The organism is Synechococcus sp. CCY9202 (assembly GCF_034931685.1).
In the GTDB taxonomy this organism is placed as follows: Bacteria; Cyanobacteriota; Cyanobacteriia; order PCC-6307; family Cyanobiaceae; genus CBW1002.
In genome coordinates, this window is sequence record NZ_JAYGID010000061.1 from 1 (window position 1) to 22,938 (window position 22,938).

Annotated in this window: 20 protein-coding genes and 1 other RNA gene; 11 read left to right on the forward strand and 10 right to left on the reverse strand. The window is 64.9% G+C overall.

The window, feature by feature from the left end; genetic code table 11:
- Window positions 1-296: 296 nt before the first annotated feature.
- From VB777_RS08260 to VB777_RS08275, 4 genes are all read right to left on the reverse strand, one after another.
- Window positions 297-1,739: an APC family permease gene (locus tag VB777_RS08260; RefSeq protein ID WP_323248256.1), complete on the reverse strand. Its 1,443-nt coding sequence runs from the start codon at window positions 1,737-1,739 to the stop codon at window positions 297-299.
- Window positions 1,726-1,907, reverse strand: a non-coding RNA gene (ssrS, locus tag VB777_RS08265) — 6S RNA. Before ssrS ends, VB777_RS08260 begins: the two co-directional genes overlap by 14 nt.
- 6 nt (window positions 1,908-1,913) lie before the next feature.
- Window positions 1,914-3,257, reverse strand: coding sequence for a 5-(carboxyamino)imidazole ribonucleotide synthase (locus VB777_RS08270; protein ID WP_323248258.1), 1,344 nt, complete (start codon window positions 3,255-3,257; stop codon window positions 1,914-1,916).
- Window positions 3,258-3,330: 73 nt separating this feature from the next.
- On the reverse strand, window positions 3,331-4,257 hold the full coding sequence (locus tag VB777_RS08275; RefSeq protein ID WP_197170298.1) for a carbohydrate ABC transporter permease: 927 nt from the start codon (window positions 4,255-4,257) through the stop codon (window positions 3,331-3,333).
- A gap of 39 nt (window positions 4,258-4,296) precedes the next feature.
- Between VB777_RS08275 and recQ the strand changes: the two genes are divergently transcribed.
- The 3 genes from recQ (at window position 4,297) to VB777_RS08290 (ending at window position 8,138) form a co-directional block, all read left to right on the forward strand.
- On the forward strand, window positions 4,297-6,162 hold the full coding sequence (gene recQ / locus VB777_RS08280) for a DNA helicase RecQ (protein ID WP_323248260.1): 1,866 nt from the start codon (window positions 4,297-4,299) through the stop codon (window positions 6,160-6,162).
- 29 nt (window positions 6,163-6,191) lie between these two features.
- A complete protein-coding gene (gene aroB / locus VB777_RS08285; protein ID WP_323248261.1) occupies window positions 6,192-7,376 on the forward strand; it encodes a 3-dehydroquinate synthase in 1,185 nt (394 codons plus the stop codon).
- A gap of 102 nt (window positions 7,377-7,478) precedes the next feature.
- Window positions 7,479-8,138, forward strand: a complete 660-nt coding sequence (locus VB777_RS08290) for an SDR family oxidoreductase (RefSeq protein WP_323248263.1) — start codon at window positions 7,479-7,481, stop codon at window positions 8,136-8,138.
- A gap of 58 nt (window positions 8,139-8,196) precedes the next feature.
- On the opposite strand, the gene VB777_RS08295 is transcribed toward VB777_RS08290, so the two are convergent.
- On the reverse strand, window positions 8,197-9,441 hold the full coding sequence (locus VB777_RS08295) for a class I SAM-dependent methyltransferase (RefSeq protein WP_323248265.1): 1,245 nt from the start codon (window positions 9,439-9,441) through the stop codon (window positions 8,197-8,199).
- Window positions 9,442-9,489: 48 nt separating this feature from the next.
- Between VB777_RS08295 and VB777_RS08300 the strand changes: the two genes are divergently transcribed.
- Window positions 9,490-10,365: a TPM domain-containing protein gene (locus VB777_RS08300; protein WP_323248267.1), complete on the forward strand. Its 876-nt coding sequence runs from the start codon at window positions 9,490-9,492 to the stop codon at window positions 10,363-10,365.
- A 135-nt stretch (window positions 10,366-10,500) separates the two neighbouring features.
- Here the strand turns inward: VB777_RS08300 and VB777_RS08305 are convergent, their stop codons facing one another.
- The 3 genes from VB777_RS08305 to VB777_RS08315 all read right to left on the reverse strand — a co-directional run bounded on the left by VB777_RS08305 (window position 10,501) and on the right by VB777_RS08315 (window position 13,666).
- Complete coding sequence (locus tag VB777_RS08305) at window positions 10,501-11,256, reverse strand: endolysin (RefSeq protein WP_416238327.1); 756 nt, start codon at window positions 11,254-11,256, stop codon at window positions 10,501-10,503.
- A gap of 362 nt (window positions 11,257-11,618) precedes the next feature.
- Window positions 11,619-12,752 carry a hypothetical protein gene (locus VB777_RS08310; protein WP_323248269.1) on the reverse strand — a complete coding sequence of 378 codons (1,134 nt, stop codon included), beginning with the start codon at window positions 12,750-12,752 and terminating at the stop codon, window positions 11,619-11,621.
- Window positions 12,746-13,666, reverse strand: a complete 921-nt coding sequence (locus VB777_RS08315; RefSeq protein ID WP_323248271.1) for a TIGR04168 family protein — start codon at window positions 13,664-13,666, stop codon at window positions 12,746-12,748. Before VB777_RS08315 ends, VB777_RS08310 begins: the two co-directional genes overlap by 7 nt.
- Before the next feature lie 169 nt (window positions 13,667-13,835).
- Between VB777_RS08315 and nadA the strand changes: the two genes are divergently transcribed.
- Entirely contained in the window at window positions 13,836-14,762 is a 927-nt protein-coding gene (gene nadA, locus VB777_RS08320) for a quinolinate synthase NadA (RefSeq protein WP_323248366.1), read from the forward strand.
- 28 nt (window positions 14,763-14,790) lie between these two features.
- Here the strand turns inward: nadA and VB777_RS08325 are convergent, their stop codons facing one another.
- Complete coding sequence (locus VB777_RS08325; protein WP_323248273.1) at window positions 14,791-15,858, reverse strand: class I fructose-bisphosphate aldolase; 1,068 nt, start codon at window positions 15,856-15,858, stop codon at window positions 14,791-14,793.
- Window positions 15,859-15,967: 109 nt separating this feature from the next.
- Between VB777_RS08325 and VB777_RS08330 the strand changes: the two genes are divergently transcribed.
- The 6 genes from VB777_RS08330 (at window position 15,968) to VB777_RS08355 (ending at window position 22,163) form a co-directional block, all read left to right on the forward strand.
- Window positions 15,968-16,999: a ligase-associated DNA damage response exonuclease gene (locus VB777_RS08330; RefSeq protein ID WP_323248275.1), complete on the forward strand. Its 1,032-nt coding sequence runs from the start codon at window positions 15,968-15,970 to the stop codon at window positions 16,997-16,999.
- Between the two features lie 244 nt (window positions 17,000-17,243).
- Complete coding sequence (locus VB777_RS08335) at window positions 17,244-17,723, forward strand: nitroreductase family protein (RefSeq protein ID WP_323248368.1); 480 nt, start codon at window positions 17,244-17,246, stop codon at window positions 17,721-17,723.
- A gap of 533 nt (window positions 17,724-18,256) precedes the next feature.
- Window positions 18,257-18,568, forward strand: a complete 312-nt coding sequence (locus VB777_RS08340) for a hypothetical protein (protein WP_323248277.1) — start codon at window positions 18,257-18,259, stop codon at window positions 18,566-18,568.
- Window positions 18,569-18,775: 207 nt separating this feature from the next.
- Window positions 18,776-20,377: a vanadium-dependent haloperoxidase gene (locus VB777_RS08345; protein ID WP_323248279.1), complete on the forward strand. Its 1,602-nt coding sequence runs from the start codon at window positions 18,776-18,778 to the stop codon at window positions 20,375-20,377.
- A gap of 230 nt (window positions 20,378-20,607) precedes the next feature.
- Entirely contained in the window at window positions 20,608-21,216 is a 609-nt protein-coding gene (locus VB777_RS08350) for a hypothetical protein (protein ID WP_323248281.1), read from the forward strand.
- A gap of 155 nt (window positions 21,217-21,371) precedes the next feature.
- Window positions 21,372-22,163 (forward strand): SDR family NAD(P)-dependent oxidoreductase, encoded by a 792-nt coding sequence (locus tag VB777_RS08355; RefSeq protein WP_323248283.1) that lies wholly within the window; start codon window positions 21,372-21,374, stop codon window positions 22,161-22,163.
- A gap of 88 nt (window positions 22,164-22,251) precedes the next feature.
- Here VB777_RS08355 and VB777_RS08360 read toward each other — a convergent pair whose 3' ends face one another.
- Window positions 22,252-22,872, reverse strand: a complete 621-nt coding sequence (locus VB777_RS08360) for a hypothetical protein (protein WP_323248285.1) — start codon at window positions 22,870-22,872, stop codon at window positions 22,252-22,254.
- Window positions 22,873-22,938 lie beyond the last annotated feature (66 nt).

Genomic DNA, 22,938 nt, shown 5'->3' on the forward strand with positions numbered 1-22,938 from the left:
TCCAACGATCAACTAACGCCCTGACTATTGCCTAAGCAGTATCCAATACGAAGCAATTTGCCGACAATATTGTATTGCTTGAGCACTTACGATCTGCTGCGACGATGCCGAAAGGCATTTTTTATGGGCACCACGAAAAATCGGCCTTGTCGCGACCATTGGCCAATGCCGACGCCGGCCAGTACATGAGTCTCAATCGCTGCTTCCAAGGTAAATCGGTATTTTTCGTGGTGCCCTTATGGTGATCAGAGGCTGGCAAATCTTGTAAATTTCGAAGTGTCCTTCAGCTGACTGGTTCAGCTGATGCATTCAGCTGATCGAAGGCTGAGCCGCCGAAACGCCTGATGCAACGGCCAGCTGAGCAGGATCAACCCCACGGCCAGCAGGCTGTTGCGCGTATCGGAGACAACCTCCCCCACCAGGAAGGCCAAGGAGGTGATCCCCACCGTGGCTGCGGTGAAGGGATAGCCCCAGTCGCGAAAGGGCCGAGCCAGCTCTGGATCCCGCCAGCGCAGCACGAACAGGGCCGCGATCCCCGTGGCATAGAGCAACACATAGAAGAAGGCGGCCATGCCCAGCAGGATGGCGAAGTCGCCCACCAGCAGCAGCGCCGCCGCCGTCAGCGTCGTGATTCCGAGGGCGAACAGTGGTGTTCCTGCGGAGCTGACCCCTGCCACGGCATTGAGGAAAAGTCCGTCTCGAGCCAGGCCGTAGAGCACCCGCGGGGCCGCCATGATCACGGCATTGATCAGGCCCAGACAGGAGATCAAGGCCAGCACCGTGATCAGTTGCGCCCCTCCGCCGCCGAACAACAGCCGGGCCGCATCGGCCAGGGGAAGCCGCGATCCGGCCAGCTCCGGCAGCGACAGCACCTGCAGCAGCGCCAGGTTGACGAGCAGGTAGAGGCCGGTCACCGCCAGCACGCCACCGACCAGGGATCGGGGCAGGGCAGCGGCGGGATCGGAGAACTCCTCCGCGAAATAGATGGGGCTGTGCCAGCCGTCGTAGGTGGTGATCACCGCCTGAAGCGCAAAGACAAGGCCCACGGCCAGAGCTCGCCCCTGCAGTGGAGGCAGCGTGGGATCCGTCAGGGGACCGGTGGCCGCCGGGGCTGCGCTGCTGGCCGCGTGTGGTGCAAACCAGAAACAGGCGGCGATCAGGATCAGGAATGCCCCGGCCTTGGCAAGGCTCAGCAGCTTCTGGCTGAGGCTGCCCGCCGCCAGGCCAAGCAACTGGACCAGGGCAAAGGTCAACAACACCACCAGGCCGATCGCCTTGCTGCCGACTGGCAGCCAGGGCAACAGCGCTGCGCTGTATTCACCGATCGTGACCGCCACCCAGGCCAGACCGGCGCACTGACCCAGCCAGTCGATCCAGCCCACCGAGAAGCCGGCCTGATCGCCGGCGGCACGGCGGGCGTAGACGTACCAGCCACCGGCCGAAGGCAAGGCTGCGGCCAGCTCAGCCACCGCCAGGGCGCCGAACAGGGAGTAGATCCCACCGCCCAGCCAGACCAGCAGCATCAGGGGAGCACTGCCCAGCTGGGCGGCCACCAGGCCCGGTGTCCGCAGGATGCCGGCACCGATCGAACTACCCACAGCACCGGCGAGGCCAAAGCTGGCGCCGAGGATGTGGAGCAACGAGCCCTGGCTGGGGGGGGACTCAGATGGAGAAGGCACCGCGAAGAACTCCCGGTTGAATCCGGGGTTCCGGGAACCCGGAATGGGGTGGACCGCCATGCCGTCTTGCCCCAGTGTTCGACCTGGAAGAACCAGGAGGGGGGTCAAAGGCGGGGCTTCGTTTCCGGCTCGAGACCGGTTTACGTTGCCGTCGCTGCAGACCCCCCATATCGAAAGGGAGTCAGATCAGAAAACTGTGAAAGGCAGTCACCAACACAGCAGCCCGAAACCACCTTAAGCGGAAATTGGTGCCCTTCGAGCGTCCTCTAGCCCATCCGGCTGCGCCGCAGGCAGGGGCCAGATCGTGCGCACCTCAGCCAGGCGCCGCTCGGCCTCGGTGGCCCGGGCCTCATGGCTGGCTCCCTTCAGCAAAAGGGTGACGTGACCCAGCTTGCGCCCCAGGCTGCTGCCGGTCTTGTCATACCAATGCACATGGGCTGCAGGCAGCTGGGCCAGGGCAGCGCGCTGGGGACCGTAGTCCGCGTTGCCCTGCTCGAATCCGAGCAGGTTCACCATCAGGGCACCGGGCACCGTCATGTCGGGGGAGGCGATCGGCAGGTCGGCCACGATGCGCACCTGCTGTGCGAACTGGCTGGTGCGTGCCGCCTCGATCGTGTAGTGGCCGGAATTGTGGGTCCGGGGCGCGATCTCATTGATCAACAACCCGGCGGGTCCGTAGAAGAACTCGATCGAGAGCACCCCCACGTAGTCCAGGGCCGTGAGCAGGGAGGAGGCCACATTGCGGGCGTAGGCCTGCACCGCATGGGGTACGGCCGCTGGGGCGAGCACCCAGTCGCACACCTGCTGATGCTGGTGGGTCTGCACCACCGGGTAGCAAAGTACCCGGCCATGCCGGTCGCGGCAGGCCACCACCGAGAGCTCCTGTTCAAAGGCGACGAACTCCTCCACGATCCAGGTGGCCGGATCGACACGCTCCAGCAGCTCCTCAAGATCCTCAGGACCCTGGAGCAGGGCGGTGCCCTTGCCGTCGTAGCCGCCGCGAGCCGCCTTGGCCATCAGGGGGTAGCTGAATCCCTGCGGCAGCCGGGGAGCACGGGGATCGATCGGTACAGCCCCAAGGCCACCAGCCTCGCCGGAGGGGAGAGGAGCGTCAGAGGAAGCGGCCGTCACAGCGTCGGGGCCTGCGGCCGCGGCGGCCGGCACCGGCTGGGGCAGCGGCAAGGCCAGATCCAGGGGGAACCAGCGGGGGGACGGCAACTGAAGCCGCTGCTGCAGCTCCCGCTGGCTGCGCTTGCTGATCAGGGGCTGCAGGGCCTCCAGGCTGGGAATGAAGCGGATTCCTTCGGCCGCCAGGGGTGCGAGGGCCTCGAGGTCGAGCCACTCGTTCTCAAAGCTGATCGCGGCGCAATCCTCTGCCAGGCGCCGGGTGGCGGCCGCATCGCTGAGATCGGCCAGCACCAGTTCTGCGGCCAGGGGTGCAGCCGGATCGCTGGCCGAGGGGGTCTGCACATGCAGGGGCACCCCCAGCTCCGCCGCAGCCTGGGCCAGCATCCGGGCCAACTGGCCACCGCCCACCACGCCGATCGCGGCAGCTTTGGAGTCGTCCAGTGGGGTCATCGCACCTCGGTGGGATCGGGGCTGCCGGATCAGGGCGGCGGGATCGGGCCAATCGACGATCCTGCCACTCCGCTCAGGTGAACCCCCGATCGCCGGCGAACAGGTAGCGCAGCAGGCTGAGCAGCAGCACCGCCAGGAAGAGGGCCAGACCCACCGTGCAGGCGTAGCTGATCTCCAGCTCGGCGAAGGCCTGGTCGTAGACGTAATACACCAGGGTTCGGGTGGAATCGGCCGGACCTCCCTGGGTCATCAGATACACCTCCTCGAACACCTTGGTGGCGGCGATCGCCGAAATCACCGCCACGAGGGTGAGGTAGGGGCGCAGCAGCGGCAGGGTGATGTCGAGATGCTTGCGCCAGCCGCTGCTGCCATCGAGTTCGGCGGCCTCGTAGAGGTCGGTGGGGATGCCCTGCAGACCGGCCAGAAAGATCACCATGTAGTAACCGAGGCCCTTCCAGAGGGTCACGAGCATCACCGAGGGCAGGGCCAGCGCGGGCGACGACAGAAAGGCGATCGGCGAGAAGCGCTCCCCCAGCAGGGCCACCAGCCAGCCATTGATCAGGCCGTTCTCGGCATAGAGCCAGCGGAAGGCGATCGCCGCCACCACGATCGACACCAGCACCGGTGTGTAGAAGGCGGCGCGAAACCAGTGGATGCCGGGCAAGGACTGGTTGACCAGCACGGCCAGGGCGAGGGCACCGAGCACGATCGGAGGCACTACCCCCACCAGATAGAGGAATGTGGTGCCGCTCACCCGGAAGAACATCGGATCGGCGAGCAGGCGGCGCAGGTTGGCCAGGCCGATGAACCGCAGCGGCTCGTTCACGTCCAGCCCGGACTGGGTGAAGCTCATCAGCAGTGCCATCGCCGCTGGGATCAGCACCGACAACGCCAGCAGCAGCAGCGCCGGCGCCAGGAAGGTCCAGGCGCTGCGGGCACCGGTCCCCGGAGCGGCGGCGGCCGGCGGCCTTGGGGAATCCTGGGAGGAAGACCGTGTCATGGCGCCATTGTGGAAGAGAGCAACGGACTGACCACAAGCGTGTCGCAGGGCAACGACAGGGTGGAGGGTGCTATCAACGATCCGCTGCAGGTGCTGCGGCAGGTGTTCGGCTATGCCAGCTTCCGCGGGCCCCAGGAGTCGATCGTGCGCCACGTGATCGACGGCGGCTCGGCCCTGGTGCTGATGCCGACCGGCGGTGGCAAGTCGCTCTGCTTCCAGATTCCGGCCCTGTGCCGGCCCGGGCTGGCGGTGGTGGTCTCACCCCTGATCGCCCTGATGCAGGACCAGGTGGAGGCGCTGCGTCAGGCCGGTGTGGCGGCGGCGGCGCTCCACTCCGCCCTCGATCCGCAGGAGAGTGCCTCCCTCTGGCGCCAGCTGAACGAGGGGGCGTTGGATCTGCTGTACGTCTCGCCGGAGCGACTGCTGGCCGGCGACCTGCTGGAGCGGCTGGCGGAACGGCAACTGGCCCTGTTCGCCATCGATGAAGCCCACTGCGTCTCCCAGTGGGGACACGACTTCCGGCCCGAGTACATCCAGCTGGGAATCCTGGCGGACCGCTTCCCGCAGGTGCCCAGGCTGGCCCTCACAGCCACAGCCGATCCCCGCACCCGTGACGAGATCGTCGACCGGCTGGGCCTGCAGCAGGGTCGGGTGTTCCTGGCCAGCTTCGATCGGCCCAACATCCGCTATCTGCTGCGGGGCAAGGAGGAGCCGAAGGCCCAGCTGCTGCGGTTTCTGGAGGAGCACCGCGGCGATTCCGGCATCGTCTATGCCCGCTCGCGCAGCCGGGTGGACCAGCTGGCGGCGGCGCTGCAGGGGGCCGGCTTCAACGCCGTGGGCTATCACGCCGGCATGGAGGCCGCTGCCCGCAGTGCCGCCCTGGATCGCTTCCGCCGCGGCAGCGGTGTGGTGGTGGTGGCCACGATCGCCTTCGGCATGGGTATCGACAAACCGGACGTGCGCTTCGTGGCCCACGTGGACCTGCCCAAGAGCCTGGAGGCCTACTACCAGGAGACGGGCCGGGCCGGCCGCGACGGCCTGCCGGCGGTGGCCTGGATGATCCACGGCCCGGGCGATGTGCCCCAGCTGCGCCGCTTCATCGACGACTCCGAAGCCCCATTGGCCCAGAAGCGGATCGAGCACGGCAAGCTCGACGCCCTGATCGGCTTCACCGAGGCCGCCAGCTGCCGCCGCCAGGTGCTGCTGCGCCACTTCGGTGAAGCGCTGGATCAGCCCTGCGGCAATTGCGACGCCTGCCTCGAACCCCAGACCCGCCAGGACGTGACGGTGGCGGCCCAGAAACTGCTCTCGGCGGTGCACCGCACCGGCCACCGTTTCGGCGCCGCCCATCTGGTGGATGTGTTGCTGGGGGCCAGCACCGAACGGATCCGCAGCCTCGGCCACGACAGCCTCAGCGTCTATGGCATCGGTACGGAGCTCGACAAGGAACAGTGGCGGGCCCTCATCCGCCAGCTCGGTGCCCTGGGCCTGCTGGAGCCGGTGCCGGAGGGCCATGGCGGCCTGCGCTGGGGGGCTGAGGCCGCCGTACGGCCGGTGCTGCGCGGTGAGACGCCCCTGGAGTTGCCCCTGCCACCGCCACGCCAGGAGCGGCGGCGCAGCAGCGGTCGCAGCAGCTCGGCGGCGGCGGCCGCTTCCACGGACTGGGGCGAGGCCGATCCGCAGCTGGCGGCGGCCCTGAAGAGCTGGCGCACCGACCAGGCCCGCCAGCAGGGAGTGCCCCCCTACGTGGTGTTCCACGACCGCACCCTGCTGGAACTCGCCGCCCGCCGGCCCAGCAGCCTGGCGGAGCTGGGCAGTGTCGGCGGCATCGGCGCCGCCAAGCTGGAGCGTTACGGCACCGCCCTGCTGGAGCTGCTGGCCTCCAGCGCCAGCCCGCCGCCGTAGCCTCAATACCCGTCAGCCGCGCCACCGCGATGAGCACCGCCCTCCAGCCCCTGCGCACGATCGAGGTGGCCCTGGAGCAGAACGGCTACCCGGTGGTGATCGGCGCAGGCGCCCTGGAACAGCTGGGAGAGCAGATCCGCGAACGTGGGGTCAGGGCCGGCACCAAGGTGCTGGTGGTGACCAATCCGGTGGTGCAGGAGCACTACGGCGCCACCGCCCTGGCGAGCCTGTCGGCCGCCGGCTTCGAGGCCAGCACCCTGGTGATCGAAGCCGGCGAAGACCAGAAGACTCCCGCCACCGTGGCCCTGATCCACGACGCCGCCTTCGCCCGCAAGCTGGAGCGCGGCTCGCTGATCGTGGCCCTCGGTGGCGGCGTGGTGGGCGACATGGCCGGCTTCGCCGCCGCCACCTGGCTGCGGGGCATCGCCTTGGTGCAGGTGCCCACCACGCTGCTGGCGATGGTGGATGCGGCGATCGGCGGCAAGACCGGCGTCAACCACGCCGGCGGCAAGAACCTGATCGGCGCCTTCCACCAGCCGAAGCTGGTGCTGATCGATCCGCTCAGCCTGGCCACCCTGCCCGAGCGGGAGTTCCGGGCGGGCATGGCCGAGGTGATCAAGTACGGCGTGATCGGTGATCCCGAGTTGTTCGGGGCCTTGGAGGCCGCCGCCGCCCCCCCGGTCGGAGCTGCACGCGCAGGTCTGGCCAGCCGCGAGGCGGTGGGTCCGGCCCTGCTCGACAAGCTGCTGCTGCGCTCCGCCGCCGCCAAAGCGCGCGTGGTGGCCGCCGACGAGCGGGAAGGGGGCCTGCGGGCGATCCTCAACTACGGCCACACCCTCGGCCATGTGGTGGAGACCCTCAGCGGCTACGGCACCTACCTGCACGGCGAGGCGGTAGGGCTGGGGATGCTGGCCGCCGGCGCCATTGCCGTGGAACGTGGTCTGTGGAGCGAAGACGACCAGGAGCGGCAGCGCCGCCTGATCGCCGCCGCCCAGCTTCCCCTGGCCTGGCCGTCGCTGCAGCCGCAAGCGGTGCTCGCCTGCCTGCAGGGCGACAAGAAGGTGAAGGAGGGCCGGGTGCGGTTCGTGCTGCCCACGGCGATCGGCACGGTGGAGATCCGCGACGACGTGGACACCGCCACGATCCTGGCGGCCCTGGATCGGATCGCCACACCGGAGCCGCTGGCTCCGCCGGAGCTGATCGGGACTGCTTGATCAGATCCGATGGATCCGTTCCGCTTGATCAGCGCCTCCTGGTGATCAGCAGCACTCAACATCAGCCTGGGCTTTTTAGGGTCAGGCAAAGCGATCGGAACCATGACTCTGGCGGTGAGCGGCGCCTCCGGCAAGACCGGTTGGCGGGTGGTGCAGGAAGCCCTCAAACACGGCCAGGCGGTGCGGGCGATCGTGCGCCCCGAGTCCCAGGTACCGGCTGGGCTTGAAGGGGCGGAGGTGGTGCGGCTGCAGCTCCACGATCAGGCCGCCCTTGCGGCGGCCCTCAGCGGCTGCGACGCCCTGGTGATCGCCACCGGCGCCCGGCCATCGGTGGATCTGCTCGGTCCATTGAAGGTGGACGCCCTGGCGATCCGGCACCAGATCGCCGCCTGCCGCGACGCCGGCGTGCACCGGGTGGTGCTGGTGAGTTCGCTCTGCGCCGGCCGCTGGCTGCATCCCCTCAACCTGTTCGGTCTGATCCTGGTGTGGAAACGGCTCGGTGAGACCTGGCTGGAAAGCAGCGGCCTCGACTGGACCGTGATCCGGCCCGGGGGGCTGAGCGAGCGGGAGGAGGGTCTGGAGAGCGAGGGTGTGCGGTTCAGCGGCCCGGACGAGCAGGAGAGCGACAGCATTCCCCGGCGGCTGGTGGCCAAGGTCTGTCTCGAGGCCCTCGAGACCCCGGCAAGCATCGGCCGCATCGTGGAGATCACCAGCAGTGCCGCCCTGCCTCCCCAGACCCTGAGTGCCTGGCTGAGGCCCTGAGAGAGCAGTGGTCTCAGGCTGAGCTTCCGGAGGACATGGGGCTCAGGGCGGCGGCGGCTCAGGGATGGCGCAGAAAGGCTGCGGCAGGCAACGCGCCCGGCTCCCCCTTGCTGAAGGCCAACCAGCGGAAATCGCCGAGGGCGTGGGGATCAACCAGCCGCAGCAAGGCCTCGCGGCGGGCCAATAAGCTGGCCAGATCAGCGCCGCTGCCCTGCTGCAGGGCGTGCAGCCGTTCGGCAAGGCCTAAGGCCAGCAGGGCCTCACCCTGGCGGCACTGCCCCAGGGGCTGCCATCCCTCCGCCAGGGCCGCCGCCTCAACGCTCTCGAGGCAGAGGTGGGCGGTGAGATCCCAGTGGCCAGGGTCCCGCAGGGGATCGGCGCTGGCCGTCTGGTCGCGGTAGGCCATCAGGGTGCCGTCCTGGCGGTGGGGGGCGTAGTAGCGGCGGGCCTCAAGGGCGTAATCGATCACCAGAAGCCGGCCTCGGCTCAGGCCAGCGGCACAGCTGCGCAGCCAGGGGGCCAGCTCGGGATGCAGCTCCGTGCACCAGCCCACAGGCAGCGGCGGAACGGCGGGGCCGGCAGCGGCCTCGCTGGCCCTGGGCGGGAGCCCCAGGGCTGCGAGTTGCGCCAGGGCCTCCGGCTCCAGGGGTTCGCCGGGCTCCAGCCGCAGCGCGAGCCCAGCGCTGGCCCCCTCGTGCAGGGCCACCACCTGCTGGCGCCAGAGGGCCCCGTCCCAGACGATCCGATCCACCGCCAGGGCATCGAGCACCTCGTGGGCCAGCACCACCCCCTGAAGCGGCCGCGCCGCCAGCTGCTCGAAGCTGGCCCAGCGCAGCGGCAGGCTGAGGCCCTCGAGCTGGCGCCGCTGGCGTTCGGCCATGCCGGCATTGGGCTCCACCAGCACCAGTTCGGTGCGGGCCGCCAGCTGGGGCCAGTGCTGCTGCAGCGCTTCGGCCAGCTGGCGGGCCAGCTGACCCTCGCCGGGGCCCGTTTCCACCAGGGCCAGGGGGCCACTGCTCTGGGCCGCCAGCTCCTCCAGCCAGGCGGCCAGCTGGGGAGCCAGCAGCGCCGCGAACTCGCCTCCCAGGGAAGGGGCGGTGGCGAAATCTCCGCGGGGGCCGATGCGCAGATGGCCGCTGCCATAGGCCCCGTGCTCGGGATCGTGCAGCGCCCAGGCCATGTAGGTGCGGAAGGGCACCGAACCGCCGGCGCTGCGCAGCCGCTCCAGCAGCCAGGCCGGCGGAGAGGAGGCCTCTGAAGCGGAACTGGCGGGACCAGGCCGGGGAGCGGTGGGGCGGGTCACGTCAGCCGGCCTGGACGGAGAGAATGCAGAGCTACTGAAGCAGTCGGCATGGGCAGCATCGACCAGAACCTTGACAGTGAGCGTGGAACCTTGCGACAGCGTCTGTCGGGGTTGGCGCTGGGCCTGTTGCTGCTGCTGGGGACCCTGGGATTCGCCGGCCTGGCAGCCGGCCCCGCCCTCGCCTACGACAACCCCGATCTGCTGCCCGATCACCCCACCCCGGTGATCGATCTGGCCAAGGCCCTCACCGACAAGCAGCGCAGCAGCCTCGAGCAGCAGCTCGAAGGCTTCGAGCAGAGCAGCGGCTGGAAGCTACGGGTGCTGACCCAGTACGAGCGCACGCCGGGACTGGCGGTGCGGGATTTCTGGGATCTCGATGAGCGCAGCCTGCTGCTGGTGGCCGATCCCCGCGGCGGCAACCTGCTCAACTTCAATGTGGGTGAAGCCCTGTTCGCCCTGATGCCGCGCACCTTCTGGGTGGAGCTGCAGACCCGCTACGGCAACCAGTACTACGTGCGCGAGCACGGCGAAGACGGCGCCATCGTGGATGCGCTCACCGCCGTCGAGGGCTGCCTGGAGCGGGGCGGTTGTCAGGTGGTGCCGGGCCTGCCCCGCGAGCAATGGCTGCTCACCCTCTCCACCTCCATCCTGGGCGGCGTGATCGCGGGGATCGCGGCCTACCCCCGCAAGGAAGGGCGCCGGGTGGAGTGGGCCTGGGTGATGCTGCTCTCTCCCCTGTGGCTGATCCTGTTCGGCGCCCTGGGGCTGGGGCCGGTGGTGACCCGCACCAGTGATCTGCTGCCGGTAGCGCGCAACACCCTGGCCTTCCTCGGCGCCGCCGTTGCGGCCTATCAGATTGCCGGCGCCACCATTGGTCGACACAAGCTTCCGGCCGATGGGGCGGATCCTGGCTCAGACAGCTGAGCCGGACCTCTGCCTCAGACCCTGACTCAGATCCGGATTTCGGCTTCCGATCAAGGAACAAAAAACCGGCAACGCCGTGGTCTGGCGCTGCCGGTTCAGAGTGAAATCGCGCCGTTTTGCGAAGGTCTCAGAGGCTCAACGCGCCGATCCCACCGCCTCGAGACGGCACTGCAGGGAGTCGTCGTCGCAGGAGGGACGTGCTGGAGCGGACGCCAGCTGGAGTTCGTTCTGCTGTTCGCTGCGCAGACGGGCCAGGTTGTCGTCGTAGAAACGTCTGAGGTCGTTGTAGCGCTTCACAGGTTGGCCGTAGAAACTGGAGCCAGCCAGGGTTGGGAAGGACGCCCACTCCGGAGCGAGCTTGGCCACCAGTTGCGGACTCAGTTGACCCTGATCGGCCAGGGCCAGGGCACCGCGACGCTGCACCAGGAAGATGGCCGCCTGGTCCTGGGCCTGGGCATTGAAACCCACCAGACCAAGGGCCTGACTGGCCATCGTCCAGGTGAAGGGCATGAACTGGTAGGCACCGGCAGCGGCACTGGCGTAACGGGCCGAGCGGACCACGCGGTTGGGATGGCGCTCAAGGCTGTCCATCAGACCACCACCAAACATGATCCAATAGCCGAGATCACCACCGTTGGCCCAGGTGCCCTCCGCATAACGGATCGTGTTGAGCAGGGCGCGGCGCTCAGGGGTGATGGCGTAGGTGGCCGGAGCCGGCGGCGGGGTCGACGGCAGCACCATTCGGGTGGACACGCGGGGCGCAGGAGCCTGTGGCAGGGAACTCCAGGGATCGGTGACCTCGGTGGCTCTTGCCGGGGCTGCCAGGACAGCGGCGCTGGCGGAACCCAGCAACGAGAGAGCCGAGATCAGGGAGAAGGAGCGACGAAGCAAAACGGATGCAGCGAAGGACAGGTCAAGGCAGGGCAAGGAAACAAATCCCTTAGCCGTGGAATGGCGCAGTCCGCATGACGCATCACGCGGAGATTAAAAAGTTGAATAAAAAAGAATTGAGGAATTGAACCTTACTTGTTGGCTGAATGGCCGTATCAGAGCCGACCATCCGACCCATCGCCGGCGGAAACCCTGAGTTGACGCTGGAAGCATGAGACTCAATGCGGCGACAATTTGGCTAACGACGGCCCCGAACGCGATCGTGACCGTGACGGTCGCACGAGTGTCCACTCGCATCAAAAACGACGCTGCAGCATTCAAAGCACCGTCCTGACAGGATTTATGGGGCTTGAGAGTACAGATCATCCAATTGTGGGCGACGCATACATCGGCACTGCTGATCTTTCCTCGGCAAAGGTAACGATCGCTGCAGCGGCTTCGGCGGCCCCATCGGTTGGCAGCGGGGTTCCGGTGGGAGGCAACAAGGGCTGGTCCAGTTGCCAGTCGCCACTGCGCAGCTGCTCCTGGCTGAGCAGCCGATGCCAGCCGATCCGCTGCAGATCCGCCTCCAGCACCGCCGCCTCGGCAAAACCCTCGCGATGCACCAGGTGGATGCCCACGTTCTGGCTGAGGGCCTCGCAGAAACTGCTGTATCCCGGCTTGGTGATCAAACGACCGATCAGGGGCATCGCATCGAGCGGCCGCACCCCAGGGGGCAGCAGCCGGCCATTGGGTGCGGCCGTCATGGCGGGATCTGGCCCAAGGAACACATGCTGGGGCCAGTGCGCCAGCAAGGCCGGATCGAGCGGGAAGCCCATGCCACCGAAGCTGATCAGCACACAGCGCTGCCGATCGGGAGGCAGCTGCAGCCGCTCCGCCAGATCGGCGAGGTCGAGCCGGGGGCTGCTGCTGGTGAGGCCGATCGCCCGTTCGGGCAGGTCCCAGGGCATCGGCATGGCCAGCGGACAGCGCAGCAGCAGATCCCCGCGGCGGTACAGAGTGCGGCAGTGCTCGGCCCACTCTGCGAAACGCTCGGCCTGATCCGACTCCAGCTGGGGATCGGCGGCCATCGGCCCATAGATCGCATCCCAGCCGAAGCTGGCCAACCAGACCAGGGGCAGACCCGTGCGGCCGGCCAGCCGAGCGGCCGCCGGCGGCACATCGCCCAGCACTAGAGCAGGCTCCCCCTGCTCCACCAACCAGGCCGCCTCGCGCTCCAGCTGATCCGGCAAGGCCCGCTCCACCGCCTCGAGGGCGTCAAGGGTGGCGGCCGGATCGGCGCCGAGGGCATCGGCCTGAATCACCCCCACATCCCAGCGGCAGCGGCGCTGCTCATGGGGGACAGGCCCCAGAGCCAGCTCCAGGAACGAGGCGGGCAGGGCCGTGCTGAGCACCAGCCGCCAGTCGGGCCGCAGCCTGGCGAGTTCGGCCAGCACCGAGGCCGTGCGGGAGCCATGCCCGAACCCGTGGGCGCTGACGCAGGCCAGGATCAACATGAGGAGCAGGCCGTGCTGTCGGACACCGCAGCTGAGCAGGCCGCGGCAGGGGCGGCCAGGGGGGCCGGGCCGTTGGCTGGCTCAGACCGCCAGAGTTTCTGCTCGTAGAGCAATGAGCCATCCAGGCCATACCAGCGGTGGCTCACGGCCGCCAGCTCCACACCCCGGAATTCCACCCAGCTGAAGTGCCGCAGGGTGCGGCCGGCCTGATCCTCGCCATGGCGGGGCACACAGGCGGTGTTGAGGTAAGCGGTGCCGCTGCGATCGCGGCAGAAGCTCCGCCGCTCCCCCTGCCCGCGCCTGAGGGCATGGTGCATGTGGCCGAACACCACCAGGGGAACGGACCGCTGGCGGCGGATCCCTTCCAGGGCCAGGGCCAGATCCTGGTCGCCCCAGTCGCCGGCGGAGGCCTTCCAGTCGCGGCCACAGGGATCGCCCGGTTCGCTGCCCAGGCCACTCGGACCGCAGTGCGAGAGCACCAGCAGCGGCAGGGAGGGATCGGCGGACAACGCCGCTTCACAGATGCGCCGGGCCGATTCCCGCATCTCCACCGGTCCGAACACCGCCCGCACGGCGCGGGACAGGTGAAAACCGCCGCCGGCACTGCCGGGTCGCGCCCCCACCACGGCCAGGCCGGGGGGAGACAACTGACGCAGATCCCAGCCGCAGTGGAGATCACCGAGCAGGTCCAGCTGGCGTTGCAGGGTGCGGCCACTGGAATCGTGGCCGCTGTCGTGGTTGCCGAGGATGCAGGCCAGCGGCAGCTCCAGCCGGCGCAGCAGGGAGGGGATGCGGGGCTTGCCGTCGCTGAAATCCCCCACCAGCAAAAGCGCATCGGGCCGAATCAGCTCCAGCAGGGCGTGATCGCTCTGGTCCCACTGGTCGTGGGGATCACCGGCGATGGCGATTCTCAACAGCGCCCCGGAGCACGCTCCCGATGGGGAGCCGCCCGATGGGGAGCCGCCGGCTGCGGTGACCGATCCTTCAGCCAAAGCGGATCCCTAGGCTGGGGGCATCCTGCCTGCCCCGAGGTTCCGGTTGGTTTCAGCCGCCCAGCTCACCAACGAAAGCGACACCCAGGAGGTGCCCAGGGATCTGGCGGCGGCGATCCGGGAGCTGAGCCGTGAGCGCCGGGCCGTGATTCTGGCCCACTACTACCAGGACGACGCCATCCAGGACGTCGCCGACTTCATCGGCGACTCACTCGAACTCTCCAGAAAGGCGGCCAGCACTGACGCCGACGTGATCGTGTTCTGCGGCGTGCATTTCATGGCCGAGACCGCGAAAATCCTCAATCCCGGCAAGACCGTTCTGCTGCCGGACCTGGAAGCCGGCTGCTCCCTGGCGGATGCCTGCCCGGCTGATGGCTTCGCCGCCTTTCGTGCCGAGCATCCCGAGCACATCGTGGTCAGCTACATCAATTGCTCCGCGGCAGTGAAGGCCCAGAGCGATCTGATCTGCACCAGCAGCAACGCGGTGGATCTGGTGCAGCAACTGCCGGCCGACCAGCCGATCCTGTTCGCTCCCGATCAGAACCTGGGCCGCTGGGTGCAGCGCCAGAGCGGCCGGGAGCTCACCCTCTGGCCCGGCAGCTGCATCGTGCACGAGACCTTCAGTGAGCAGGCGCTGCTGCAGCTGCAGCTGGAGCACCCGGACGCCGAAGTGCTGGCCCACCCGGAGTGCCAGCAGCACCTGCTGGACCTGGCGGACTACATCGGCTCCACCAGCAAACTGCTGCACCGCGCCGCAACCAGCCCGGCCCAGGAGTTGATCGTGCTCACTGAACCCGGGATCCTCCACCAGATGCGCAAGGCGGCGCCCACCAAGACGTTCTTCGAGGTGCCGGGAGCCGATGGCTGCAGCTGCAACAGCTGCCCTTATATGCGGCTCAATACCCTGGAGAAGCTGTGGCGCTGCCTGCGGGATCTCAGCCCGGCGATCGAACTCGATGAATCCATCCGCCAGAGAGCCCTGATGCCGATCCAGCGGATGCTGGAGATGAGCCGCTGAGCAGCCCCCTGGAGGTTGCCTGGGCTGCTCAGTAGCTGTAGTTGGCCACGTACAGCGACGTGCCATCAGAGGGCTGCGAACCTGTCACATAGATCCCACGGGCCGCCTCCCCATTGGCCCGAGCCCGGGTCAGCAGGGCCGCATGACCGGCCTCGATGTCAACGCCGGCCCAGTGCTTCAGGCACGACTGCTGCATCGCCCGGCCATAGGAAAAGCCCAGATGCCAGGGAGCCCGATCGGCGGCGGCATTGATGGCGTTGAGGTAGAGGCTGGCTTCCTCTTCGCTCAATCCACCGGAGAGGAACAGGATCGCCGGGACGCAGGCGGGCACGGTCCGCTCCAGGGTGCGCAGGGTGTAGTCGGCGGCCTGCTCGGGGCTGGGGGCCTGGGCACAGCCCATGCCCGGCAGGGTCATCGACGGCTTCAGCAGACTGCCCTCAAGGAACACGCCGTTGATCGCCAGGGCCTCGTAGACAAGGCGGAGCACCCATTCCTGCACCGCGGCGGTGGTCTCGATGTCGTGGTCGCCGTCCATCAGGATTTCGGGCTCCACGATCGGCACCAGTCCTTCCTCCTGCACGGTGCGGGCGTAACGGGCCAGCCCCCAGGCGTTCTCGCGCACGCAGAGCTCCGACGGGCAGCCATCGGCGCTGATGCGCAGCACCGCGCGCCATTTGGCGAAGCGGGCACCGCGCTCGTAGTAGCGGGCGGCCCGCTCCTGCAGACCCTTGAGGCCGGTGCACCAGCTCTCACCGGACAGCCCGCCGGCCAGGGGCTCCACCCCCTGATCGACCTTGATCCCCGGCACCAGACCCTGGGCCTTGAACAGATCGAGGATCGAGCCACCGTCCGGGGCGTCCTGAAACAGGGTTTCCTCGTAGAGGATCACGCCGCTGATCGCGTCGCCCAGGCCGGGGGCGGTGGCCAGCAGGGTGCGGTAAGCCTGGCGATGCTCCTCGGTGTTCTCCACACCGATCGCCGCAAAGCGCTTGCCGATCGTGCCGGTGGATTCATCGGCCGCCAGCAGACCGGTGCCTGGAGCGGCCAGGGCGGCCGCCGTGCTCGCCAGTTCCTCGCGAAAGGCCTCGAGCGCCATGGGCCTGCTGCATCAGTTAGTCCATGGCTAGAGGGGCTGCAGCGCGCCGTCAACGGCGCGGCATCGCCAGGATGCGGTGGTCGCGCCAGCGCCCTGTTCGGTCAGCTCCATGCCCCTGCCGCCGGATGGTCTGCTGCAGCTCACCCCCGAGGGGCTGTACTGCCCGGCGGCCCAGGCCTGGATTGATCCCTGGCGACCGGTGCCGCGGGCGTTGATCAGCCACGCCCATGCCGACCATGCCCGCCCCGGCTGCGGCGAATACTGGGCGATCGGCGCCAGTGAGGCGATCCTGCGGCAGCGACTTGGCGCCGGGATCCAGCTGAACCGCGTCGAGTACGACCAGGAGCTGGAGATCGGCGCGGCGCGGGTGTCGTTCCATTCCGCCGGCCATGTGCTCGGTTCGGCCCAGGTGCGCCTGGAGGCCGGCGGCGAACGCTGGCTGGTGAGCGGCGATTACAAGCGCTGCGCCGATCCCAGCTGCCAGCCGTTCCAGCCGGTGCAGGCCGATGTGTTCATCACCGAGGCCACCTTCGCCCTGCCGATCTATCGCTGGCGCCCCGGCGCCGAGCTGGCCGCCCAGATCCAGCGGTGGTGGCAGGCCGCTCCAGATCGCCCATCCATCCTGTTCGCCTATGCCTTCGGCAAGGCCCAGCGGATCCTGGCGGAACTTCACGCCATCGGCATGGGCGAGGAGGTGCTGCTGCACGGCGCCGTTCAGGCCCTGATGCCGGCCTACCGGGAGGCGGGCGTGGCGCTGCCACCCACCCAGCCGGTGAGCGCGATCCCACGAGGTGATTCCCTGGCGGGCCGGCTGGTGATCGCGCCACCGGCCGCCCATCGTTCAGCCTGGATGAAGCGCTTCCGACTGCCCCAGACGGCCTTCGTGAGCGGCTGGATGGCAGTACGGGGCGCCCGGCGGCGCCGGGGCTTCGAACGCGGCTTCGTGCTGAGTGACCATGCCGACTGGGACGGCCTGGTGCGCACGGTCAAAGACACTGGCGCCCGGCAGGTGTACGTGACCCATGGCAAGGCCGATGGCCTGGCCCGCTATTTGCGTGAGATCGAGGGGATCAGCGCCGAGCCGCTGGAGGGCCACTTTGTGGCCGAGCGGGGCGCCGCCGCCGGCAGTGAACCGGAGTAATGCGCCTGCACTGGTGCCACCACAGCGGGAACCCAACGGTGGCGGTCTCCGTTGAGACCCGATCGTGAAGCCTGATTAGGGTCTGCCCAACGAGACCTGCCCCCCCCCCCCAACGCCATGGACGTGATCGACGCCATCTACGCGCGGCGAGCCGTGAAGCACTTCGATCCCAGCCATCGCCTCTAGCGCGGAGGACGAACGGAAGCTGCTCGAGGCCACTATCCAGGCGCCCACCAGCTTCAACATCCAGCACTGGCGGTTTGTGATCCTGCGCGATCCAGCGCTGCGGGCCACGATCCGCAAGGACTACGGCAATGACCAGGCCCAGATCACCGATGCTTCGCTGCTGGTGCTGTTCACCGCCGACGTCAAGGCCTGGAGCAAGCAGCCGCAGCGCTACTGGGCAGAGGCTCCCAAGCCGGTGGCCGATCTGCTGGTGGGCTGGATGGGGCCGTTCCATGAAGGAAGGGAGTGGCTGCAGCGCGATGAAGCCCAGCGCTCGATCGGCCTGGCGATGCAGACCCTGATGCTGGCTGCCACCGGCATGGGCTATCAGAGCTGTCCGATGATCGGCTTCGAGATCGAGAAACTGGCCGAGCGGATCCGCCTGCCGGCAGACCACGTGATGGGGCCGATGGTGGCGATCGGCAAGGGCACCCAGGAGCCTTGGCCGAAGCCCGGCCAGCTGCCGCTGGAGGAGCTGGTGGTCGAGAACGGGTTCTGAGCCGTTGCAGGGCACATCAAGCTTGTCGGCCCCCAATCCTGCTGGGATCATTGGAGACAGGGCAGTGCCCCCGTTGACCACGACCGTCAGGAGCCACCTCAGCGACGCTGCCGAGCTTCAGGACAATCCTGGGGCCGCTCACGGCCTTGGGAGGGGCGGATCTGCAGGCAACAAAGCAACCTGAGGGGGTTCTGGAATGGAACGACATCACCGATGAGACGGTGAAGACCGAGCTGCTGAGCCACAGGGGGTCAGAAACTCGCCACGGCCGCCCGTGAGAAGCAGGAGTGATTGGGAACAGAAGAGGGAGTAGAAGCTGGTGCCCAGACGAGACGCCTATGCCGTCTCGTTCTTGGCTGCATCAAAACCCACGTCTTCCTGCATCGGAAGCTTGGCATTTCCGGCATTATTAGGATTGCCTGTTGTGCTGCAACGCCCCCCTGCATGGTCCAGCAGCTGGCCGCCTCTGCGGAGCTGCTGGATGTAGACACCAGCGATCTGGAAGCAGGTGAGGCGAGCAGTGGATGCCGTGGATGAGCCAGGGCAGTTTCTGCTACCGGTTCGTCGGTGCCGGGGCCTTGCCGCAGCAGGTCTGTGATCGCCGGAACATGGAGAACAGCTGGCACCGGTCTCGCGATACCCAGCGACAGAAAGGCGCCCAACACGACCGCGAGGACAACGGCGTTCAGATCATGGCCACGCTCAGGAGCCTGACGATGGATGCGCTGCGCTTCGATGGGTTCTGGTCGATCATCGAAGACCTGGCCGCGTTGTCGCACGACATCAAGGGCTTGCTGCCATTGCTGGGCTGGCGAGAACCAGCTCAGGCGATCAGCCCTGAATAAAGTCAGATGACTTCTAGCCGATTCAGGCCCAAGAGATGGTTCGGGACCACGATGGGTTAGACTGAAAACTCGTCATATCATATGGGCACCACGAAAAATCGGCCTTGTCGCGACCATTGGCCAATGCCGACGCCGGCCAGTACATGAGTCTCAATCGCTGCTTCCAAGGTAAATCGGTATTTTTCGTGGTGCCCATATCTTGGAACTGTGTCGAACTCAGAAAGGCGCGCCCTCGACAAGATAGAAGTCTCGACACCAATCCTGCAGCGGGTTGATCTCGACTCCCCTACCCTTAACACCGAAACAGTAAGCACAGATGGCAATACGACCGTCATCTTCGAACTCGCACATCTAGCGACCGAAGCGGTTGCATCGAAGACCGTCAAGATAGACGGCCTCATCGGACCGACAATTGCGGCACGCTTCTATGCAGCAGCAGGCTCGGCATTTTACGAAGCTGATCAACTTTTTGACCCCAATAGTTTCACAAGCCTAGGATCGAAGAAGTCGGACCGACTACTTGAGCGTCAAGCCTTAAAATTCACCAAAGATCTAAGCGATGAACTCCGTGAAAAGTTCATAGACAATGTAACTGCCTACGCAGCAGGCGCAACGATGCTTGCGCAAGCTCCCGACTCAGCGCCGCTGATTGAGCTATCACTGCCAAGTATTCTAAAATCAATTCCATCCAAGTTAGATGCGAAGGCACGCAAGCTTGGCAATAAGATTGCAGTCCGCGTCAATGATTTTTATGCCAACGACGGCTCTACTGTTTCTGTCAATTACGAGTCCGTGAATGGCGGGCCAACAGAGATTCGGGTCATAGATCGCTGGAGCCCCGAGTACCGTGTAGGTGGAGATCCATCCAGTGGCTTGCAAACATTCTTGACGCCGCAGTGGGGAGATGTACGCCAGATTCTTGGCGGGAAAAAGCTGGATGCTCTCAAGGATAGTGTTTCACGGCCCGAGCCTTTCTTACTTGTTGATGGCGCTTCATATGACTTGGCCAAAGGGACAATATTTTATGATGGACAAACCCAGCCCATTACCACTGAGCTCATAGGTACACTGATTAACCCCAGGTTCATCGCTCAGGCTCAGCGCGTTGTCGACGCCAGCGCAAATCTTACGCAAGAGGAAAAGCTGATTGCAGAGTTCTGGGAGGATGGAGCAGGAACCGGCTTCCCGCCTGGCACATGGATGGAATTCGGCAGATTTGCATCCGAGCTAAACGATAACAATCGAAGCGAAGACGCACGCCTCTTCTTTGCCATCGGACAAGCCCTTCATTCGGCTGGGGTGGCCGCCTGGGGCTTAAAGACAGAGACTGATTATGCTCGGCCTCAATCAGCGATCACAGAACTCAGTCGTCTTGGCCTGCTACGCGACGAGGATTTACTGGCTCCTGGAATTCAAGTCTTTGCCTACTCTAGGGAGACACAGCAGCGAGAGCTTATCAATGGCGTCGATTGGGAAACGTATCAGACACTTGGAGCAGGATACTCTCCGCCTTTTGCCGAATTTGTATCTGGGCACAGTACTTTTTCCTCTGCCGCTGGAAAGATCATCGATCTTATCACTGGCAACGCATATTTTGGCGCCTCTGTGACCACAACATCACTAATTGAGAAGTCAAAGAATATCCCGATTACACTTTCCTGGGCTACATGGCAAGACGCCTGGCTGGAATCAGGGATTTCTCGTATTTATGGTGGCATTCATTTTGACGATGCAAACCAGGGTGGGCTCCTGCTTGGGCAGCAGATAGGCGAAGTTGTATTTAATCAAATCTCAGATCTCTGGTCGTAAATACCGCCGCTACCGGATGCTTTAGAATTGGCACTTACAACGTCTCTGGAAGAATCAAGATGCCTCCATGGTTAAGCCAAAAGCATGATCACGAGCTCAGTTATATGCGGTCCATAGCCAGTTGAGGCGAACTGGACATTCTGAACAGGTCCCCTCGTCAACCTCTGAGGCAGGAACTTTCTCCTGAACAGAGTTATTCGCTGCTGGTGTGATCCAAGTGTAACTATCTCTTGAAGCCAGATACCACAAAAATTCTTGGAACCAGCCTCGCTCGCCTGAACCGCTCCTTTCAGGAGCTACAGGTTGCCAGCCAGATGCGACAGAAGATTGGCTTTCGCGACGAGGATGGAGTGCGCTATTCCACCATTCGTAGTGTCAGCCGACTCGCCGAGGATCGAGATAACAAGCTATCGTCCAAGGAGCGCAAGCTCTGGTGTCAGGCTGTCAAGGTGACGGGAAATAAGACGATCAAGATGCTTGCCAGCGCAGAGGCTCAGCGACAGGCCAGATTTGAACGAGCTTGTATACTCGACAAGCAACGTGGCAAGAAAACCTGTCAGATCACTTTTCGAGACCGCAATAAAGAGGACAAGCTAAATCTCGAGCCTCATCATCTATACTCAAAGCAGCAATACAGAAACCTTGCCGACAGTGTCGACAATCTCATCACACTCTACGGCGAGGTACACGATCAACTCCATGGATGGAATGGTGGAAAGAATAAAGGGCACCACGAAAAATCGGCCTTGTCGCGACCATTGGCCAATGCCGACGCCGGCCAGTACATGAGTCTCAATCGCTGCTTCCAAGGTAAATCGGTATTTTTCGTGGTGCCCTAAATTCTGCACACCCGATGATCTGATTCGGTTTCCTAGCAGATTTACCCACAGAGCTCAGGGCGCGTGACAATGATTGTCGAGAATCCGAAGAGAAAGCTTGGCGAACAGACCTCTTCTGGCTAGATTTCAAGTCGGCAAGGCAAATTGGGCTAGGCTTGGCCAAAGAGTGTTTGAGAATGAAAGATTTCAGACTTGACGGCAAGAGAGCATTAATTTCCGGCGGATCCAAGGGTCTCGGCGCTGCAATCGCTGAAAAGTTTGCCGAAGCCGGGGCCGATATCGGAGTAATCGGCAGAAACACCGAAGGGCTGAACAACACCAAGCGGCTTGTGGAAGCCAGACAGCGCCATTGCGATGTGATTACTGCAGACCTGTCATGTGTCGAAGGAGCGCAGCGAGCAGGAGAGATAGCCTTGGCACTCTGGCCGGCTTGGGATATTCTGGTCAACAATGCAGGCATCGCCAAAGTCAAACCGCTGTTGGAGACGTCGCCGCAGGAGTGGGACGACACCTTCGCGTTGAATCTGCGACCAGTCTTGCTTCTTTCTCAAGCCCTTATACCTCAGATGATCGAGAGAGGACGGGGAAAGATCGTGAACATCTCTTCAATCGGGGCGTTTGTCGGAACACCGGGCCTGAGCGCCTATGCCGCATCTAAAGCGGCACTGAATCAGCTCACACGAACCATGGCTGTTGAATGGGGACCACACAACATTCAGGTGAACGCCATCTGCCCAACCGTGATCCTCACCGATATGGGCCACGCGATCTGGGATCAAGCGGCCATGGAAGAACAGAGAAAACAAAAAGAGAAGCGGATTCCCCTGCATCGCTTTGGCGAGCCCGAGGAGGTGGCCAATGTTGCCCTGTTCCTTGCCAGCGCTGCATCAGACTTTATTCATGGCGTTTCGCTGCCACTTGATGGCGGTATGACGATCTCACCTTGATGCAACCATTTCGCCCTGGAGAGATCACGCCAGCAATCAAAGAGCACCACCATCCTGCACGATCTGAAAACAAGATAGGCAAACCACCTCAGGCTTGTTTTGATGGCTTTCGCGTCGACTGTTGAGATGACTGCTTCAATGACTGCTGCGAAGAGTTCCAAGAAGGCCAAGACGCCCTTGGCACTGTGGCCTTGGCATCAGCATGGAGCCGCACATGTTCAAACCACAGATTCAAGGCGCGGGCAAACGGCGCAACCATGACAAAGTAGCGACGCAGAAGATCCTGATTTTTCCATTGCACCTGATAGTCAATCACTTCTGCCTGAGAATAGATTTTCGTGAGATCGAAGCAAGTCTGATTGCTGCCCCACTGATTCACAACCAAACCTGCTGTTGCGAGCGGTGGATCAACACTGCAATCAAGACGATGCCAATGGCCATCCAGCCACACCTCGATCCAGAAATGGGTTGGCGGGAATGCGCTGGGATGCAATCTCTGAATCCGTTTTGGGATGACATCACCAAAAGACATCTCCCCGACACGTCCACGCACGGCATATCCCAGAATCCCCAGACGCTGAAGTAACTCGATCCCCTTGACATAGCAGTTATTGGCCTGGACTCCAGGCGACACTGCCCATGCATAGGGTCGATCTCTGATCTCAGCAAAGATGTGCTGGGCGACCCTGTGAGAAGCAAGATTATCCATTCCAGATATCAAGAAGAGTGCACGATAGTTTCGTCGATGAAACAGATACAGACAGACCAAGGAAAG

Bases quoted from the DNA above. Each gene is read 5' to 3' on its own strand.
- VB777_RS08260 (WP_323248256.1), bottom strand. From the start codon at position 1,739: ATGGCGGTCCACCCCATTCCGGGTTCCCGGAACCCCGGATTCAACCGG.
- VB777_RS08270 (WP_323248258.1), bottom strand. From the start codon at position 3,257: ATGACCCCACTGGACGACTCCAAAGCTGCCGCGATCGGCGTGGTGGGC.
- VB777_RS08275 (WP_197170298.1), bottom strand. From the start codon at position 4,257: ATGACACGGTCTTCCTCCCAGGATTCCCCAAGGCCGCCGGCCGCCGCC.
- aroB (WP_323248261.1), top strand. From the start codon at position 6,192: ATGAGCACCGCCCTCCAGCCCCTGCGCACGATCGAGGTGGCCCTGGAG.
- VB777_RS08290 (WP_323248263.1), top strand. From the start codon at position 7,479: ATGACTCTGGCGGTGAGCGGCGCCTCCGGCAAGACCGGTTGGCGGGTG.
- VB777_RS08300 (WP_323248267.1), top strand. From the start codon at position 9,490: ATGGGCAGCATCGACCAGAACCTTGACAGTGAGCGTGGAACCTTGCGA.
- VB777_RS08310 (WP_323248269.1), bottom strand. From the start codon at position 12,752: ATGTTGATCCTGGCCTGCGTCAGCGCCCACGGGTTCGGGCATGGCTCC.
- VB777_RS08325 (WP_323248273.1), bottom strand. From the start codon at position 15,858: ATGGCGCTCGAGGCCTTTCGCGAGGAACTGGCGAGCACGGCGGCCGCC.
- VB777_RS08330 (WP_323248275.1), top strand. From the start codon at position 15,968: ATGCCCCTGCCGCCGGATGGTCTGCTGCAGCTCACCCCCGAGGGGCTG.
- VB777_RS08340 (WP_323248277.1), top strand. From the start codon at position 18,257: ATGAGCCAGGGCAGTTTCTGCTACCGGTTCGTCGGTGCCGGGGCCTTG.
- VB777_RS08360 (WP_323248285.1), bottom strand. From the start codon at position 22,872: ATGGATAATCTTGCTTCTCACAGGGTCGCCCAGCACATCTTTGCTGAG.